This window comes from Mycobacteroides franklinii, from assembly GCF_002013895.1.
Taxonomy (GTDB): Bacteria; Actinomycetota; Actinomycetes; order Mycobacteriales; family Mycobacteriaceae; genus Mycobacterium; species Mycobacterium franklinii.
Map to the genome: position 1 here is coordinate 55,547 of NZ_MAFQ01000007.1, position 14,237 is coordinate 69,783.

Here is a 14,237-nt window from a genome sequence, read left to right on the forward strand (position 1 = left end):
GTTAGCGGATGCGGCCGGACCGGCGGCCGAAGTAGTCGTTGGCGGTGAATGCCAACACGATGAGGGCGAAACCGACCAGGAAGACGTCCTCGACCTTGCCGACGTGATTGCCGACGAGCATGCACAGCAGAACTGCTGCCATGACGACGCCCAGGATGTGGAAGACGCGCGGATTCTGGCCGGACAGCCCGCGCCCGAACGCTACGGACGGCACGTCCGCGACATCGACTCCGTCGTACTTGACAACCTCGGTCGTGGCCACCGCCAGCCCTCCAGATCTCAGACGTCTACTACAGCCCATAGTGTGCCACGCCCGCCTGCTTCAGGGTGCGGGCGGCACCCCGCGTTACGCCGAATCGAGCACTGCCGTGCGCACATGACGCTTGCAATGACACCAAAATGGTGTCACCATGACACCATGAATTTGCAACCGTATGTCGACTCCGTACGTGAGGACCTCGTCATCGCCGCAAAAGCCGGTGGTGCGGAGGCCGGGGACCTGGCGGAGCGGCTGACCGCGCCGTTGGAGTCGGCCATTCGGCTGGCACTGCTCGACGCCCTTTCGGCGGCCGCCGAGGAAGTCACCCGTGAACTCGCGCCCACCGTGGTCGATGTGCGCCTGCGTGGCCGGGAACCGGAGTTCACGGTGACCCAGCCGACCCCACCCGCACCGCCGGAGACTGCGGTCCCCGCCGATGACGGCAGCGGCGGCACCTGGCGCGTGACCCTGCGGCTGCCGGAGAACCTGCGGCCCACCGTGGAGGCCGCCGCCGGAGACGAGGGCATCTCACTCAACGCATGGCTGGTGCGCGCCGCGGTAGCCGCAGTTGAAAAGCGCACGGGGACAAGAACATCCCGCTATGGAAACACCATCAGCGGCTGGGTTCGCTAACCAAGGAAGGGAAATCATGACCGTGTCATCTATGCCAGCTACATTCGATACCCCAAACCCCATCACGGCCAAGGTGGAATTGGCCCGGGGCACCCTTCAGGTCATCGCGAGTGACCGCGCGGACACCGTGGTGGTGGTTCGTCCGGGCGACGAGGCGAAGACTGTCGATCTCAGGACCGCCGAACGCACCCGTGTTTCGTACTCCCAGGGCGTGCTGTCGGTGTTGTCTTCGCAGGGTCTGACATTTCGCACCGGGACCATCGACATTGTGGTCGAACTTCCGAGCCAGTCCCGCCTGGACATTTCGGTGGCCTCGGCGGAAGTGCGCGCCGACGGCGACTATGGCGATGTCCGTTTCCAATCCGCCAGCGGAGATCTGATCATCGACGCGATCAGCGGTGTCGCAAAGGTCGATACCGCCTCGGGAGGCGTGTCGATCCGTGAGCTGACCGGTGATATCAAGCGGAACACCGCCAGCGGCGACTCTGCCGTCAAGGTGTTGCGCGGTCACGCCAGAGTCGCATCGGCATCGGGATCGGTGGACATCGGAATGGCCGTCGCGGGTGGCCTGGTCTTCGAGACGGCAAGCGGCAACACCTCGATTGGGATCGCCCGGGGCACAGCCGCGAGGCTGGCAATCGACACGCATTCAGGTGCGTTCTCCAACTCGCTGGAACTGGCAGACGGGCCCGAGGCGTCGGACGAGATTTTCGAGGTGAACATCCGCTCGGCCAAGGGGGACGTCGACCTGCACCGCCCGGTGGCCCTTGCGGGGTAGGGGCGGCCGCGCTGCCGGGGCAGAATGAGCGGGTGACAGTGAGTTCAGAGGTCTGCCGCGTCCTTCTCCTCGGTAGCACCGGGTCCATTGGCACCCAGGCGCTCGAGGTCATCGCCGCCAACCCTGACCGGTTTGAAGTGGTCGGCCTGGCCGCGGGCGGCGGCAACGTGGATCTGCTGCGCCGGCAGATCGCGGAGACCGGGGTCACCAACGTCGCGGTGGCGGACGAGAGCGCCGCCGCCCGCCTGGACATTCCGGTGCTGAGTGGATCCGGTGCCGTCACCGAGTTGGTGGAGACCACCGAGGCCGATGTGGTGCTCAACGCGCTTGTCGGGGCTCTCGGGCTGCGCCCCACCCTGGCTGCACTGAAGACCGGGGCCCGTCTGGCATTGGCCAACAAGGAGTCCCTGGTGGCCGGGGGGCCGCTGGTAACCAAGGCCGCCGCCCCCGGACAGATCGTGCCCGTCGACTCCGAACATTCCGCGCTGGCGCAATGTCTGCGTGGTGGAACCCGCGGCGAGATCGCACAGCTCATCCTGACCGCTTCGGGCGGTCCGTTTCGGGGATGGACCGCCGAGCAGCTCACGGATGTCACCCCGGAACAGGCGGGCGCACACCCCACGTGGTCGATGGGGCCGATGAATACGCTCAACTCGGCCTCACTGGTCAATAAGGGGCTCGAGCTCATCGAGACACATCTGCTGTTCGGCGTCCCGTATCGGCAGATCGGTGTGGTTGTGCACCCACAGTCGATCGTGCACTCGATGGTGACGTTCGCCGACGGGTCGACACTGGCCCAGGCCAGCCCGCCCGATATGAAACTACCGATCGCCTTGGCGCTGGGATGGCCGGATCGAGTACCGGGCGCGGCCCTGGCCTGCGACTTCAACACCGCCTCCACGTGGGAGTTCGAGCCGCTGGATACACAGGTGTTTCCCGCCGTCGAGCTGGCCCGGAGCGCCGGTGAAGCCGGGGGATGTATGACCGCCGTCTACAACGCCGCCAACGAAACCGCGGCCGCCGCCTTCCTGGACGGACGCATCGGATTCAGGTCCATCGTGCGAACAATTGCCGATGTGCTCGATGCGGCAAGCCAATGGGAAGGAACCTCTGCGGAACCCGCTACCGTTGACGATGTACTTGATGCGCAGAACTGGGCTGACCGGCAGGCTGCGCATCTCATCTCCACGGAGGAAAATCGAACCTGATGGCTGCGTACGTGATCGGAATCGCACTCTTCGCGCTGGCGATCTTGGTGTCGGTGGCGCTGCATGAGTGCGGGCACATGTGGGTGGCGCAGGCCACCGGCATGAAGGTGCGCCGCTACTTCGTGGGATTCGGTCCGACGCTGTGGTCGACGAAGCGCAAGAGCAACCACGGCGCCAACGACATCATCGAATACGGCCTCAAGGCCGTCCCGCTGGGCGGCTTCTGCGATATCGCCGGCATGACCTCGGTGGAGGAACTCACTCCCGAGGAATCCGACCGCGCGATGTACAAACAGAAGGTCTGGAAGCGGGTCGCGGTGCTGTTCGCCGGACCCGCCATGAACTTCCTCATCGGCATCGTGGTCTTCTACGGCGTCGTCCTGTTCTGGGGCCTGCCCGACAACAACGCGCCTACACATCCCGAGGTCAAGCAAACCAGCTGTGTGGCACCGCAAAAGAGTGCCAATCCCACGGACATGGCGACCTGCACCGGGGAGGGGCCGGCGGCGCTCGGGGGCCTGCGTGAGGGTGATCAAGTGCTCGCCATCGCGGGCAAGCCGGTCAGCACATCCAGCGACATGGTTACCGCCATTCGAGAGCTGCGCGGTCCGCAGGTGTTCGAGATCTCCCGCGACGGCAAACAGCAATCTCTCCTGGTGACCGTCGCCGAGACGCAGCGCTGGGACGAGAAGGCGGGCAAGCTCATCTCGGTGGGTGCCGTCGGTGCCTCACTGAGTACCTATGTGCCACAGAAGCACTACAACCCGTTGACCGCGGTTCCGGCCACCGGGAACCTCATCGGGACCGTTGCCGTCGAAACAGTGAAGGCCATCGGGAAGATCCCGACGAAGGTCGGCGCCCTTTGGGACTCGATCACCGGCAGCGAGCGGGCGATGGACACGCCGATGAGCATTGTCGGCGCGAGCCGCATGGGTGGCGAGACGGTAGAGCACGACATGTGGATCATGTTCTGGATCCTGTTGGCGCAGCTCAACTTTGCGCTCGGTGCCATCAACTTGTTGCCGTTGTTGCCGTTTGATGGTGGGCACATCGCGGTGGCCACGTACGAGAAGATCCGCAACATGATCCGGTCGGCGCGGGGCCTCACGGCAGGCGCGCCCGTCAACTACATGAAGTTGATGCCGGCGACCTATCTCGTTCTGGTGGTGGTTGTCGGTTACATGCTGCTGACGATCACCGCCGACATCGTCAACCCGATTAGACTTTTTCAATAGCGATCCAATTGGAGGATCACATGACCAGCCTGGGTATTCCGAGTGCACCGCCGCCGATACTGTCGCCGCGGCGTAAGACGCGTCAGCTCATGGTCGGAAACGTCGGGGTGGGCAGCGACTCGCTGGTCTCGGTGCAGTCGATGTGCACCACCAAGACCCATGACGTGAACTCGACCCTGCAGCAGATCGCCGAGCTGACCGCCTCCGGCTGTGACATCGTGCGTGTTGCCTGCCCGCGGCAGGAGGATGCCGACGCCCTCGCCGAGATCGCGCGCAAGAGCCAGATCCCGGTGATCGCCGATATCCACTTTCAGCCCAAGTACATCTTCGCGGCGATCGACGCCGGCTGCGCCGCCGTGCGCGTGAATCCGGGGAACATCAAGGAGTTCGACGGCCGCGTCAAGGAAGTCGCCAAGGCCGCCGGTGACGCCGGGATCCCCATCCGCATCGGTGTGAACGCGGGCTCGCTGGACCCGCGCATCCTCGGCAAGTACGGCAAGGCCACGCCGGAGGCGCTTGTCGAGTCGGCGCTGTGGGAGGCCGGCCTGTTCGAGGAGCATGGCTTCGGCGATATCAAGATCAGCGTCAAGCACAACGACCCGGTGATCATGGTCGCCGCATACGAACTGCTGGCCTCGCAGTGTGATTACCCGCTGCATCTGGGTGTTACCGAGGCCGGCCCGGCATTCCAGGGCACCATCAAGTCGGCTGTGGCGTTCGGTGCGCTGTTGTCCAAGGGCATCGGCGACACCATCCGCGTATCTCTTTCGGCGCCCCCCGCCGAGGAGGTCAAGGTCGGCAACCAGATTCTGGAGTCCCTCAATCTGCGGCCGCGTGGGCTGGAAATCGTGTCCTGCCCGTCCTGCGGGCGCGCGCAGGTAGACGTCTACACCCTGGCCAACGCGGTGAGCGCCGGACTGGAAGGGCTGGATGTGCCATTGCGCGTCGCGGTCATGGGCTGCGTCGTCAACGGACCGGGTGAGGCTCGCGAGGCGGATCTGGGCGTGGCATCCGGCAATGGCAAGGGGCAGATCTTCGTGAAGGGCGAGGTCATCAAGACCGTGCCGGAGGCGCTGATTGTCGAAACCCTCATCGACGAGGCCATGCGTCTGGCCGAAGAGATGGGCCTGGAGAACGGCACGGAGATCGGAACCGACGGAACTCCTACAGGCCAGCCGGTCGTCACCGTAAGCTGAAGATAGCTCGGCGCAAGTGGACGAACCGATGAGCGCTCGCGCGAAGAGGCTTAAGCACGGGAGCGATTGCCGATGACGACAACACTGCCGGCGCCTGGAGCGCCCGGAGCGTCGTCGTCTGATGCCGTTCGCGTGCTCGGGTCTTCGGATACCGAGGCGGTGCGCGCCGTTCTGGACCTCGACCCGGTGGCCTCCTGCATGCTCTCCGCCCGGGTGGAGGCTCGCGGTGCCGACCCCACGGCCATCGGCGGCGAGATCTGGTCGACGGGCGTGTTGGCCGACGCACTGTGCTTCGTCGGGACGACGATCATTCCGCTGGCGGGTGGGCCCGAGGCAACCCGGTTGTTCGCCGAACGTGCCATCGAGCAGCACCGGATCTGCCCGTCGCTCGTTGGTCCGGCGGATGTGGTGCTCGACATGTGGTGCCACCTCGATCCGGTCTGGGGCCCGGCGCGTGAGGTGCGCGCCTGCCAGCCCCTGTTGGCGATGCTCGATGCGCCGATTTGTGTTGTCGATCCTGCGGTCCGGCAGGTCCGTGCCGAGGAGTTGGACGAGTACCTGGATGCCTCGGTTCAGATGTTCATCGGGGAGATGGGCGTCGACCCGCGAAACGGCGACGGGGGACGCGGCTACCGGCGACGGGTGGCTGGTCTCATCGACGCGGGCAGGGCATGGGCACGTTTCGAGGACGGCCGGGTCATCTTCAAGGCCGAGATCGGATCACAATCGCTGAGCGTCAGCCAGATTCAGGGTGTGTGGGTAGATCCCGAATTTCGCGGGCGTGGGCTCGGCACTGCGGGCGTGGCCGCGATTGCGGCAGCGGTACACCGCAGCGGGCGGATTCCCAGCCTCTACGTCAATAGCTTCAATGAGGTGGCGCGCGCGTCCTACGCCAAGGCAGGATTCACGCGGCTCGGCACGTTCGCGACGGTTCTCGTTAGCTAATTCTCGTCAGCTAGTGCCCGTTGGTCCCGTGCGCCTGCGAGGTTTCAGGGTCTCGCGGTCTTAGCATCGACCCCGATGAACAGAGGTGTGTGGGTCCTGCCGTTGCTCGGCACGGCACTGCTGGTGGCAAGTGCTGTTGCGTGCACGCCGCGCCCTGATGGGCCCGGCCCGGTGGCCGAGAAGTTCTTCGAGGCACTGGCCAAGGGTGACACCGCCACCGCCGCGAAGCTGACCGACGACCCCAATGGTGCGAAAGTGGGCCTGGACCAAGCCTTCTCGGGGCTGCAGGCGACATCGTTCAAGGCCGCCGTGAACGGGTCGCAATACACGCAGGACACCGGCAGCGCCGACGCCACCTACACCTGGCAGCTGCCGAGGAAGCGCGCCTGGACCTATAACGGGCGCCTGGAGATGCTGCGCACGGCCGGCAGCTGGCAGGTGCGCTGGGCGCCGAGTGATCTGCACCCCAAACTCGGTGAACGCCAAATGCTCTCGCTGCGTACCGATCCCGCAAAGCGCGCGACGGTCAATGAGGCAGGCGGTACGACGGTGCTGGCACCTGCCAATCTGTACAGAATCGCCTTCGATGCGTCGAAGGCAGGCAAGGCGCTGATGAGCACCGCCACCGCACTGGCCGATGCCATACGGCCCTATGACGACCAGATGAACGCCGCATCGCTCGCCGAGCAGGCAAGCGCGCAAACCTCGCCGATGAACCTCATCACGCTGCGCAAGGACGACTGGGACAAGGTCTCCATCGCGCTGGAGACGCGGCCAGGAGCGCTGCGGCCGGGCGTGGTGATGACGCCGATCGCGGACCTGCTGCCCACCGATGACGCCTTCGCGCCCGATATCGTCGCGCAGGTCAAGAAGGCAGTGCTCGACGAACTGGATGGCGAGGCGGGCTGGCGCGTCGTGAGCGTCAACCAGAACGGTGTCGACACCGCCGTGCTCAATGAGGTGAAACCCACTCCGGCGCCGTCGAAGACGATCAGCCTGGACCGCGCCGTGCAGAACGCCGCGCAGAACGCCGTCAACACCCGGGGCCAGAAGGCCATGATGGTGGTCATCAAGCCGTCGACGGGCGAGATTCTGGCGATCGCGCAGAACGCCGCGGCCAATGCGGACGGACCACTGGCCACCACAGGCCTGTTTCCGCCCGGGTCGACGTTCAAGATCATCACCGCCGGGGCCGCGCTCGAGCGCGGTATGGCCACCCCGGACACGATGCTCGGATGCCCGAAGCGGGTCACCATCGGCGATCGCAGCGTCCCCAACTACAACGAGTTCGATCTCGGCACGGTGCCCATGTGGCGTGCCTTCGCGAATTCGTGCAACACCACCTTCGCGAAGCTGGCCAGTGAGATGCCTTTGGACAGTTTGACTGTCGCCGCTTCGCAGTTCGGTATCGGACCCGACTACGACGTCGCGGGCATTACCACTATCTCGGGCAACGTGCCGCCCACCGTCAACGTGACCGAACGCACCGAGGACGGGTTCGGTCAGGGCAAGGTGCTGGTCACGCCATTCGGTATGGCGCTGGCCGCGGCCACCGTCGCGAATGGAAAAACGCCGGTGCCGCAGCTGATTTCGGGTCAGATCACCGGAATCACCGGTGAGCGGACGCCGGTGACCCCGACGATGGTCGACGGTCTGCGCGGGATGATGCGCGAGACGGTGCTCAGCGGTACCGCGATGGACCTCAAGGGTGAGGGTGCGGTCTACGGGAAGACCGGTGAGGCCGAGTTCCCGGGCGGATCGCATGCCTGGTTTGCCGGTTATCGCGGTGACATGGCATTCGCCACCCTGATCGTCGGGGGCGGCGGTTCGGAGGCCGCGGTGCGCGCCACCAAGGTCATGTTCCAGTCGCTGCCGCCGGACTACCTGGCCTAGTCCGCGCGCGAGGTCAGGACGCAGAACTCGTTGCCCTCGGGGTCGGCCAGCACCACCCATGGCGAATCGCCCTGGCCGATGTCCATTCGGGTGGCGCCGTGCGCCAGGAATCTGTCCACCAGGGCGCTCTGGTCGTCGTCGCGGAAGTCGAGGTGCAGACGATTCTTCACGGTCTTGGGATCGGGGCCGTTCATGAAGAACAGCAAGGGCGGGTGCCGGTCCGGCTGGAAGACGCTGACGAACCCGTCGTCATCGATCTCGTGGGGCCATTTCAGCACCTCAGACCACCAGCGACCGAGTGTGGACGCATCCTGGCAGTCGATCACAATCGCCTCAAGTGTGAGTCCGACGGGCAGGCCCATGAATTCGATTGTGCGCGCTGTCGCTAACGTTCCGCCAAGCAATTACGAACTACGATGTAGAAAACAGCATCCAGGGAGGATCGAGAGCTTGCGCAGAGCATTTCGGAGTGTGCTTGTGGTGACCGGGCTCGTCAGCCTCCTGATGAATGTGGCGATCACCGCACCCGCAACCCTTGGCCACGCATTGGCCGCGAGTCCCAGTGGAGTGGCCTCCGTGTCACCTACACCGGGCCAAACGGTCGGGGTGGCCATGCCCGTCACGATTCATTTCGCGGCCCCGGTCGCTGATAGACCGGCGGCCGAGCGGTCCGTCGGATTCTCCGCGTCGAGGGTCCCGGCTGGAAAGTTCAGCTGGGTCGACGACGCGACGGTTCGATTCACCCCGAGTGAATACTGGCCCGCGCATTCGTCGATCACCGTGTCGGTCAATGGTGTGAGCGGAATGAAGTACAAGTTCCAGACCGGCTCGGAGGTACTGGGCATCGGCAGCATCAGCGGCCACACCTTCACGGTGAAGATCGACGGCACGGTGATGCGAACCATGCCCGCATCGATGGGAAAGCCCAAGCACCCCACACCGGTCGGCTCCTTCACCGCCTTGGAGAAGCAGAGCCCTGTGGTCATGGACTCTCGGACCATCGGCATTCCGCTGAATGACCCCGAGGGGTACAAGCTGACCGTCTACTACGCGGTTCGTGTCACCTGGGGCGGCGTCTATGTGCACAGTGCCCCGTGGTCGACGGGCGCACAGGGCAATTCCAACGTCAGTCATGGCTGCATCAACCTGAGCCCTGACAACGCCTCCTGGTACTACAACACCGTCAGCGTCGGCGACCCCATCGTCATCAACGCGTAACGAGCCGGTAGCGGTCTCAATGGACCCGGCTACGCTGCCTTCATGACTGTGTCGGATTCTCTTCGCGCGAGCGGCTCATCGCCACGTGCCGCACTGCGCCCGGGGGAGTTGTCCTCCGAGCGTCAGGTTCCCGTGTCGATCGATCGGCCCGAGTACGTGGGCAAGTCCAAGGTCGCCGAGGCGATCGGGGAGCCGTACGTTCAGACGCCCGAGGTGATCGAGAAGATGCGAGTCGCCGGGAGGATCGCGGCGCAAGCGCTGGAGCTGGCGGGTGAGGCGGTGGCCCCCGGGGTCACCACCGACGAACTGGACCGAATCGCGCACGACTACATGGTTTCCCAGGGCGCGTACCCGTCGACGCTGGGATACAAGGGATTTCCGAAGTCGTGCTGCACATCGCTCAACGAGATCATCTGCCACGGGATACCGGACTCGACGGTGATCGAGGACGGTGACATCGTCAACATCGACGTCACCGCCTACATCGACGGTGTGCACGGTGACACCAATGCCACCTTCCTGGCCGGAAACGTCTCCGAGGAGCACCGCTTGCTGGTGGAGCGCACGCGGGAGGCGACCATGCGGGCCATCAACGCCGTCAAGCCGGGCCGGGCGCTGAGCGTCGTCGGCCGGGTGATCGAAGCCTATGCAAAGCGGTTCGGGTACAACGTGGTTCGTGCCTTCACCGGGCACGGCGTGGGCCCGACATTCCACAACGGGCTCATTGTGCCGCACTACGACGACCCCAATCTGGACATCGTCATCGAGCCGGGAATGACGTTCACCATTGAGCCGATGATCAACCTGGGATCACTGGACTACGAGATCTGGGATGACACCTGGACCGTGGCGACCACCGACAAGCTGTGGACCGCGCAGTTCGAGCACACCATGGTGGTCACCGAGGACGGGGTAGAGATCCTGACCCTGCCATGACGGGCGCGTTGCTGGTCGGGGGTGTCAGCTCCGATGCCGGTAAGAGTCTGGTCGTGACAGGTCTGTGCCGGTTACTGGCGCGCAAGGGGATTCGCGTCGCGCCGTTCAAGGCTCAGAACATGTCGAACAACTCCGTGGTGACTGTCGACGGGGGAGAGATCGGCCGGGCGCAGGCACTGCAGGCGCGAGCCTGCGGTCTGGAACCCTCGGTGCGGTTCAATCCCGTGCTCCTCAAGCCGGGCAGCGATCGCACCTCGCAGCTGGTGGTGCGCGGACAGGCGACGGGGAATGTCAGCGCCCGCTCCTATGTCGAACATCGGGAGGAGCTGCGGCAGGTGGTCGCCGAGGAATTGCATTCGCTGCGTGCGGAATACGACGTGGTGATCTGTGAGGGCGCGGGTTCTGTCGCCGAGATCAATCTGCGGTCGACCGATATCGCCAACATGGGGCTGGCGCAGGCCGCGGGACTGCCCGTGGTGCTGGTCGGCGATATAGATCGTGGCGGTGTGCTGGCGCATCTGTTCGGCACGGTGGCGGTGCTGGAGCCGGCTGACCAACGACTCGTCGCCGGCTTCATCGTCAACAAGTTCCGTGGTGACCCCACGCTGCTGGAGCCCGGACTGGAGCAGCTCGCCGCCCTGACCGGCCGAACGACATTCGGTGTGCTGCCGTACGACGACCAGTTGTGGCTCGACGCAGAGGATTCGGTGTCCGTGGTGGCGTCGGCTCAGGTGGGGCGGCCCGCCGCCCCGATCGGACAGGAATGGTTGAGGGTGGCCGCGGTGCGGCTGCCGCGAATCTCCAATTCCACCGATATCGAGGCCATCGCCTGCGAGCCGGGAGTGATCGTCCGGTGGGCGGCGAGTCCGGCCGATATCGCGGACGCCGATGTGGTGGTCATCCCGGGTACCAAGGCCACCATCGCCGATCTTGCCTGGATGCGTGACTCTGGAATCGCTGATGCCGTTGTTGCGCACGCCCGTTGGGGCGGTCCGGTGCTGGGCATCTGCGGCGGATTCCAGATGCTTGCGACCACAATCGACGATCGCGTCGAGTCCGGTGCGGGAACCGTCGAAGGGCTGGGCTTGCTCGATATCGACATCGTCTTCGAACCCGACAAGACGCTGCGTCGCTGGCACCCCCCGGGTCTGGCCGGCTACGAGATCCACCACGGCACCGTCACGCGGTCGGCGGTTGCGCCGTGGCTGATCGACCATGACGAGGGTGCTGTCGACGGCTCGGTCTGGGGAACCCATTGGCACGGGGTGCTCGACAACGACGATTTCCGCCGCCAATGGCTCACCCAGGCTGCGGCGGCCGCCGGACGTTCCGGATTCGTCGTCGCGGTCGACACCAACGTCGGCGATTGTCGCGCTGCTCAGTTGGACAGATTGGCCGATCTCATGGACATCCACGTCGATGTCGACGCCATCGCTGCCCTGTGGGAGAAATCTGGATCGCCGGGGTCGGCGGCCCCGTCATATCCGGTAATTGCGGCACGGGTCGAATAGCCTGTGCGGGTGCATCGGGGACTCGTAGCTGTCGGAGTATCAGCATTGGCGCTTGTGGGCTGCACCCAGACGGTGACAGGTACGGCCACCTGGCCGGGGGCGCGCATCGCGCAATCGCTGCTTACTGCCGACGAGCTGCCTCCGGGCACCAAGTACGACAGGGTGGTCGCCGACCTGGGGCCGGTGACGGTCAACAACCAGCAGGTCGTCGTGGGCGGGATGCCTTCGAACCCGCAGGGGTGCGCGGACGGCTTGTCGCCTCGATTGGCGAATGCCGGTAGAGCCGGCCCCGAGAACACCGCGCGGTACATCGCGCGGTTCAACGGTGCGAACATCATCGTGAGCCTGTTGCGCGAAACCATCGACCTGACCAACGTCAAGGACGTGGCAACCCGTTGCGCCAAGTACGAGGTGTTCTTCGACAAGAGTTCGCCGGGAACACCGATGACCACCGAACCGGTGCAGGGTGGACCGGTCGGTGTTCTCACCTATAAACAGACGATGATCATGCCCAGGGGCACGACCTCTCGGTACATGGCGTTTGCGAATGTCCACGGGGTGGCGATGGTGGCAACGTCCTTCGATCTGCGTGACCCATCGGTCAAGGCTGTCGCCATCATGCCCCAGACTTTCCTGGACATCGTGGCAAAACAGGTCGACAAGATCGAACGGACCTGATTGAGCCGGGTGAAAGTTTCCTGATAGGGCTGGTAAAAGCCCAACCGGATCGGTCGTACTCAGGTACCGTGCGCCCATGCCCAAGGTCTTCGCGCAGGGGGCTCATCTATGAGCCCGGCGCCCGAGGTTCGTCACCCGCGCCCGGGGGCCCCGCCCGTCCGCGACGGTGAGTTGCACCAGGTCGTCACGATTGACGGCCGAACGGTGCAGGTCAATGTGTCGGGGCCGGATAAGGGAACCACCGTCGTGATGTTGGCCGCGGCCGGACATTTCGCGCTCAGTTATCGGGCGGTATGCGAGCGATTGCACACCGCCGGGCTGCGCACCGCGGTAATCGGTCATGATCCGCATCTGCATGCCAAGGCGATCACCGGAGTACTCGACGATATCGGCGTCAAGGTGGCGTTGTTGGTGGGAGACCGTGCGGGAGGAGAGCTGGCGTGGGATCTGGCCGCCAGCAAGCTCGACAGATTCATTGGATTGGTGGCAATTGACCGCGGTCACCCGCGCGTTGCTGACCGGGCCGGACTGATCCGCGACAAGCACTGCCCGCCGGTCGAGATCAACACCACGGTGTTGGTCACGTCGGACGCGACGCGGGCGATCGCCCGCGCCAGCCAGCGCTTCGTATACGGCGATTACCGGATCGTCGAACTGATGGGACGCCGTTCGGCCACTCGCGACCTCACTCCGGAGCTTGCCGCCGAGGTAGTGCTGCGCAGCAGCTCTTGGTGAACGTCTGAGCGAGTTACCTGTTGGCTTCGTACCACTTCAGCCAGGAATTCAGCTCCTGGTACGCCCGTGCGCGGGGCGCCGCGACGGACAGAAACACATCGTGCTTGGCGTCCGGAATCGGAACCACCCGCTGATCGTTGCCGATGCATCCCGCCCAGCGTGCGATCTGCCGCACGTCCAGGACCGCATCGCCACGTAGCGCCGCGGCGGGGTCGACGTCCCCGGGAAGACTGTGATCCGAACGCAAGATCAGGTTGGGTACACCGACGTCCAGGCCGCGGTGCAGCTCGGCATGTCCACGGCGGATCGCGCTGATCCACCCGAACCGTACCGGGAACCCGCCGACGGGCTTCCACTCCAGGTTGTAATCGAATTCGCCGTGAAAGTCCTTGTGCAGGCTCGCGCCGTACGCACCTTCGTGAGGTAGCGGGATCGCTTGTTTGGCACGGAATCTCGAAATCGCCTTGACCGCGGCGGTGGTGCCGCCACTGCGGAGAAGGGGGCGACCTTGCAGATCCAGCCACGGGCTGTTGAGGACAAGGCCCGCGATATGCCCCTGGCTGTCTGTCACCCGTAGGCGGTTGAGCCAGAGCGAGACGATGAGACCGCCGGCCGAGTGCCCGTACACGAGAAGGGGCGCCTCGACGGTCTCCCCGTTGATGATGGTGACCGCCGCATCGAGTTCGGCGTCGTACAGCGACAGATCGCTGATGTAGTGCGGGGTTTGGTGTTCGCGGCGAGACCGACCGCATTTGCGCAAGTCCAGTGCGAAGAATCGATAGCCGCGAGCCAGGAAATGCTCGGCAAGTTCGGTGTGGAAGAAGTAGTCGGTATATCCGTGGACCATGAGCACTGCGCGTCCGGTATCCGGCTGAATTTCCGGCCGCACCAGTGTGGCGGTAATTACACCTTCGCCGTCAGGATCAACGCCCAGGTCAATGGTCCGTCGGAGGTAGCCATCAAGGACATCGGATTCCCATGTCACTGCCATAGCCTAGTTGAAGGAATCGGG

Annotated in this window: 15 protein-coding genes; 12 read left to right on the plus strand and 3 right to left on the minus strand. The window is 64.8% G+C overall.

All coding sequences use genetic code 11. The features are described 5' to 3' along the window. Window position 1: 1 nt before the first annotated feature. On the minus strand, window positions 2–262 hold the full coding sequence (locus B4393_RS13020; protein WP_070940220.1) for a DUF2631 domain-containing protein: 261 nt from the start codon (window positions 260–262) through the stop codon (window positions 2–4). Window positions 263–418: 156 nt separating this feature from the next. Between B4393_RS13020 and B4393_RS13025 the strand changes: the two genes are divergently transcribed. From B4393_RS13025 to B4393_RS13055, 7 genes are all read left to right on the plus strand, one after another. Continuing rightward, a complete protein-coding gene (locus tag B4393_RS13025) occupies window positions 419–892 on the plus strand; it encodes a histidine kinase (RefSeq protein WP_078334517.1) in 474 nt (157 codons plus the stop codon). A gap of 31 nt (window positions 893–923) precedes the next feature. After that, window positions 924–1,670 (plus strand): DUF4097 family beta strand repeat-containing protein, encoded by a 747-nt coding sequence (locus B4393_RS13030; protein WP_109558301.1) that lies wholly within the window; start codon window positions 924–926, stop codon window positions 1,668–1,670. A gap of 38 nt (window positions 1,671–1,708) precedes the next feature. After that, window positions 1,709–2,878, plus strand: a complete 1,170-nt coding sequence (dxr, locus tag B4393_RS13035; RefSeq protein ID WP_078334693.1) for a 1-deoxy-D-xylulose-5-phosphate reductoisomerase — start codon at window positions 1,709–1,711, stop codon at window positions 2,876–2,878. Further along, window positions 2,878–4,113 (plus strand): M50 family metallopeptidase, encoded by a 1,236-nt coding sequence (locus tag B4393_RS13040; RefSeq protein WP_078334519.1) that lies wholly within the window; start codon window positions 2,878–2,880, stop codon window positions 4,111–4,113. The genes dxr and B4393_RS13040 overlap by 1 nt, the downstream gene beginning before the upstream one ends. Window positions 4,114–4,133: 20 nt before the next feature. After that, on the plus strand, window positions 4,134–5,309 hold the full coding sequence (ispG, locus tag B4393_RS13045) for a flavodoxin-dependent (E)-4-hydroxy-3-methylbut-2-enyl-diphosphate synthase (RefSeq protein ID WP_078334520.1): 1,176 nt from the start codon (window positions 4,134–4,136) through the stop codon (window positions 5,307–5,309). Window positions 5,310–5,441: 132 nt separating this feature from the next. After that, window positions 5,442–6,254, plus strand: a complete 813-nt coding sequence (locus tag B4393_RS13050; protein WP_078334521.1) for a GNAT family N-acetyltransferase — start codon at window positions 5,442–5,444, stop codon at window positions 6,252–6,254. A 75-nt stretch (window positions 6,255–6,329) separates the two neighbouring features. After that, the gene (locus tag B4393_RS13055; protein WP_078334522.1) at window positions 6,330–8,147 is read left to right on the plus strand and encodes a penicillin-binding transpeptidase domain-containing protein; all 1,818 of its coding nucleotides are present in this window, start codon (window positions 6,330–6,332) and stop codon (window positions 8,145–8,147) included. Here B4393_RS13055 and B4393_RS13060 read toward each other — a convergent pair. Further along, the gene (locus B4393_RS13060) at window positions 8,144–8,509 is read right to left on the minus strand and encodes a VOC family protein (protein WP_078334523.1); all 366 of its coding nucleotides are present in this window, start codon (window positions 8,507–8,509) and stop codon (window positions 8,144–8,146) included. The two genes, B4393_RS13055 and B4393_RS13060, sit on opposite strands and share 4 nt — an antisense overlap. Before the next feature lie 115 nt (window positions 8,510–8,624). Between B4393_RS13060 and B4393_RS13065 the strand changes: the two genes are divergently transcribed. The 5 genes from B4393_RS13065 to B4393_RS13085 all read left to right on the plus strand — a co-directional run bounded on the left by B4393_RS13065 (window position 8,625) and on the right by B4393_RS13085 (window position 13,225). Then, complete coding sequence (locus B4393_RS13065) at window positions 8,625–9,365, plus strand: L,D-transpeptidase (RefSeq protein WP_078334524.1); 741 nt, start codon at window positions 8,625–8,627, stop codon at window positions 9,363–9,365. 42 nt (window positions 9,366–9,407) lie between these two features. Further along, on the plus strand, window positions 9,408–10,301 hold the full coding sequence (gene map, locus B4393_RS13070; RefSeq protein ID WP_070940212.1) for a type I methionyl aminopeptidase: 894 nt from the start codon (window positions 9,408–9,410) through the stop codon (window positions 10,299–10,301). Beyond that, on the plus strand, window positions 10,298–11,812 hold the full coding sequence (locus B4393_RS13075) for a cobyric acid synthase (RefSeq protein WP_078334525.1): 1,515 nt from the start codon (window positions 10,298–10,300) through the stop codon (window positions 11,810–11,812). The genes map and B4393_RS13075 overlap by 4 nt, the downstream gene beginning before the upstream one ends. A gap of 54 nt (window positions 11,813–11,866) precedes the next feature. Next, entirely contained in the window at window positions 11,867–12,490 is a 624-nt protein-coding gene (locus tag B4393_RS13080) for a hypothetical protein (RefSeq protein ID WP_078334526.1), read from the plus strand. A 108-nt stretch (window positions 12,491–12,598) separates the two neighbouring features. Further along, a complete protein-coding gene (locus B4393_RS13085) occupies window positions 12,599–13,225 on the plus strand; it encodes an alpha/beta fold hydrolase (protein WP_078278202.1) in 627 nt (208 codons plus the stop codon). Between the two features lie 13 nt (window positions 13,226–13,238). Here the strand turns inward: B4393_RS13085 and B4393_RS13090 are convergent, their stop codons facing one another. Then, entirely contained in the window at window positions 13,239–14,216 is a 978-nt protein-coding gene (locus B4393_RS13090) for an alpha/beta hydrolase (protein ID WP_078334527.1), read from the minus strand. Window positions 14,217–14,237: the final 21 nt, after the last annotated feature.

Coding starts and splice junctions, on each gene's coding strand:
- B4393_RS13025 (WP_078334517.1), top strand. CDS start 419: ATGAATTTGCAACCGTATGTCGACTCCGTACGTGAGGACCTCGTCATC.
- B4393_RS13030 (WP_109558301.1), top strand. CDS start 924: ATGCCAGCTACATTCGATACCCCAAACCCCATCACGGCCAAGGTGGAA.
- B4393_RS13040 (WP_078334519.1), top strand. CDS start 2,878: ATGGCTGCGTACGTGATCGGAATCGCACTCTTCGCGCTGGCGATCTTG.
- ispG (WP_078334520.1), top strand. CDS start 4,134: ATGACCAGCCTGGGTATTCCGAGTGCACCGCCGCCGATACTGTCGCCG.
- B4393_RS13055 (WP_078334522.1), top strand. CDS start 6,330: ATGAACAGAGGTGTGTGGGTCCTGCCGTTGCTCGGCACGGCACTGCTG.
- B4393_RS13060 (WP_078334523.1), bottom strand. CDS start 8,509: ATGGGCCTGCCCGTCGGACTCACACTTGAGGCGATTGTGATCGACTGC.
- map (WP_070940212.1), top strand. CDS start 9,408: ATGACTGTGTCGGATTCTCTTCGCGCGAGCGGCTCATCGCCACGTGCC.
- B4393_RS13075 (WP_078334525.1), top strand. CDS start 10,298: ATGACGGGCGCGTTGCTGGTCGGGGGTGTCAGCTCCGATGCCGGTAAG.
- B4393_RS13085 (WP_078278202.1), top strand. CDS start 12,599: ATGAGCCCGGCGCCCGAGGTTCGTCACCCGCGCCCGGGGGCCCCGCCC.
- B4393_RS13090 (WP_078334527.1), bottom strand. CDS start 14,216: ATGGCAGTGACATGGGAATCCGATGTCCTTGATGGCTACCTCCGACGG.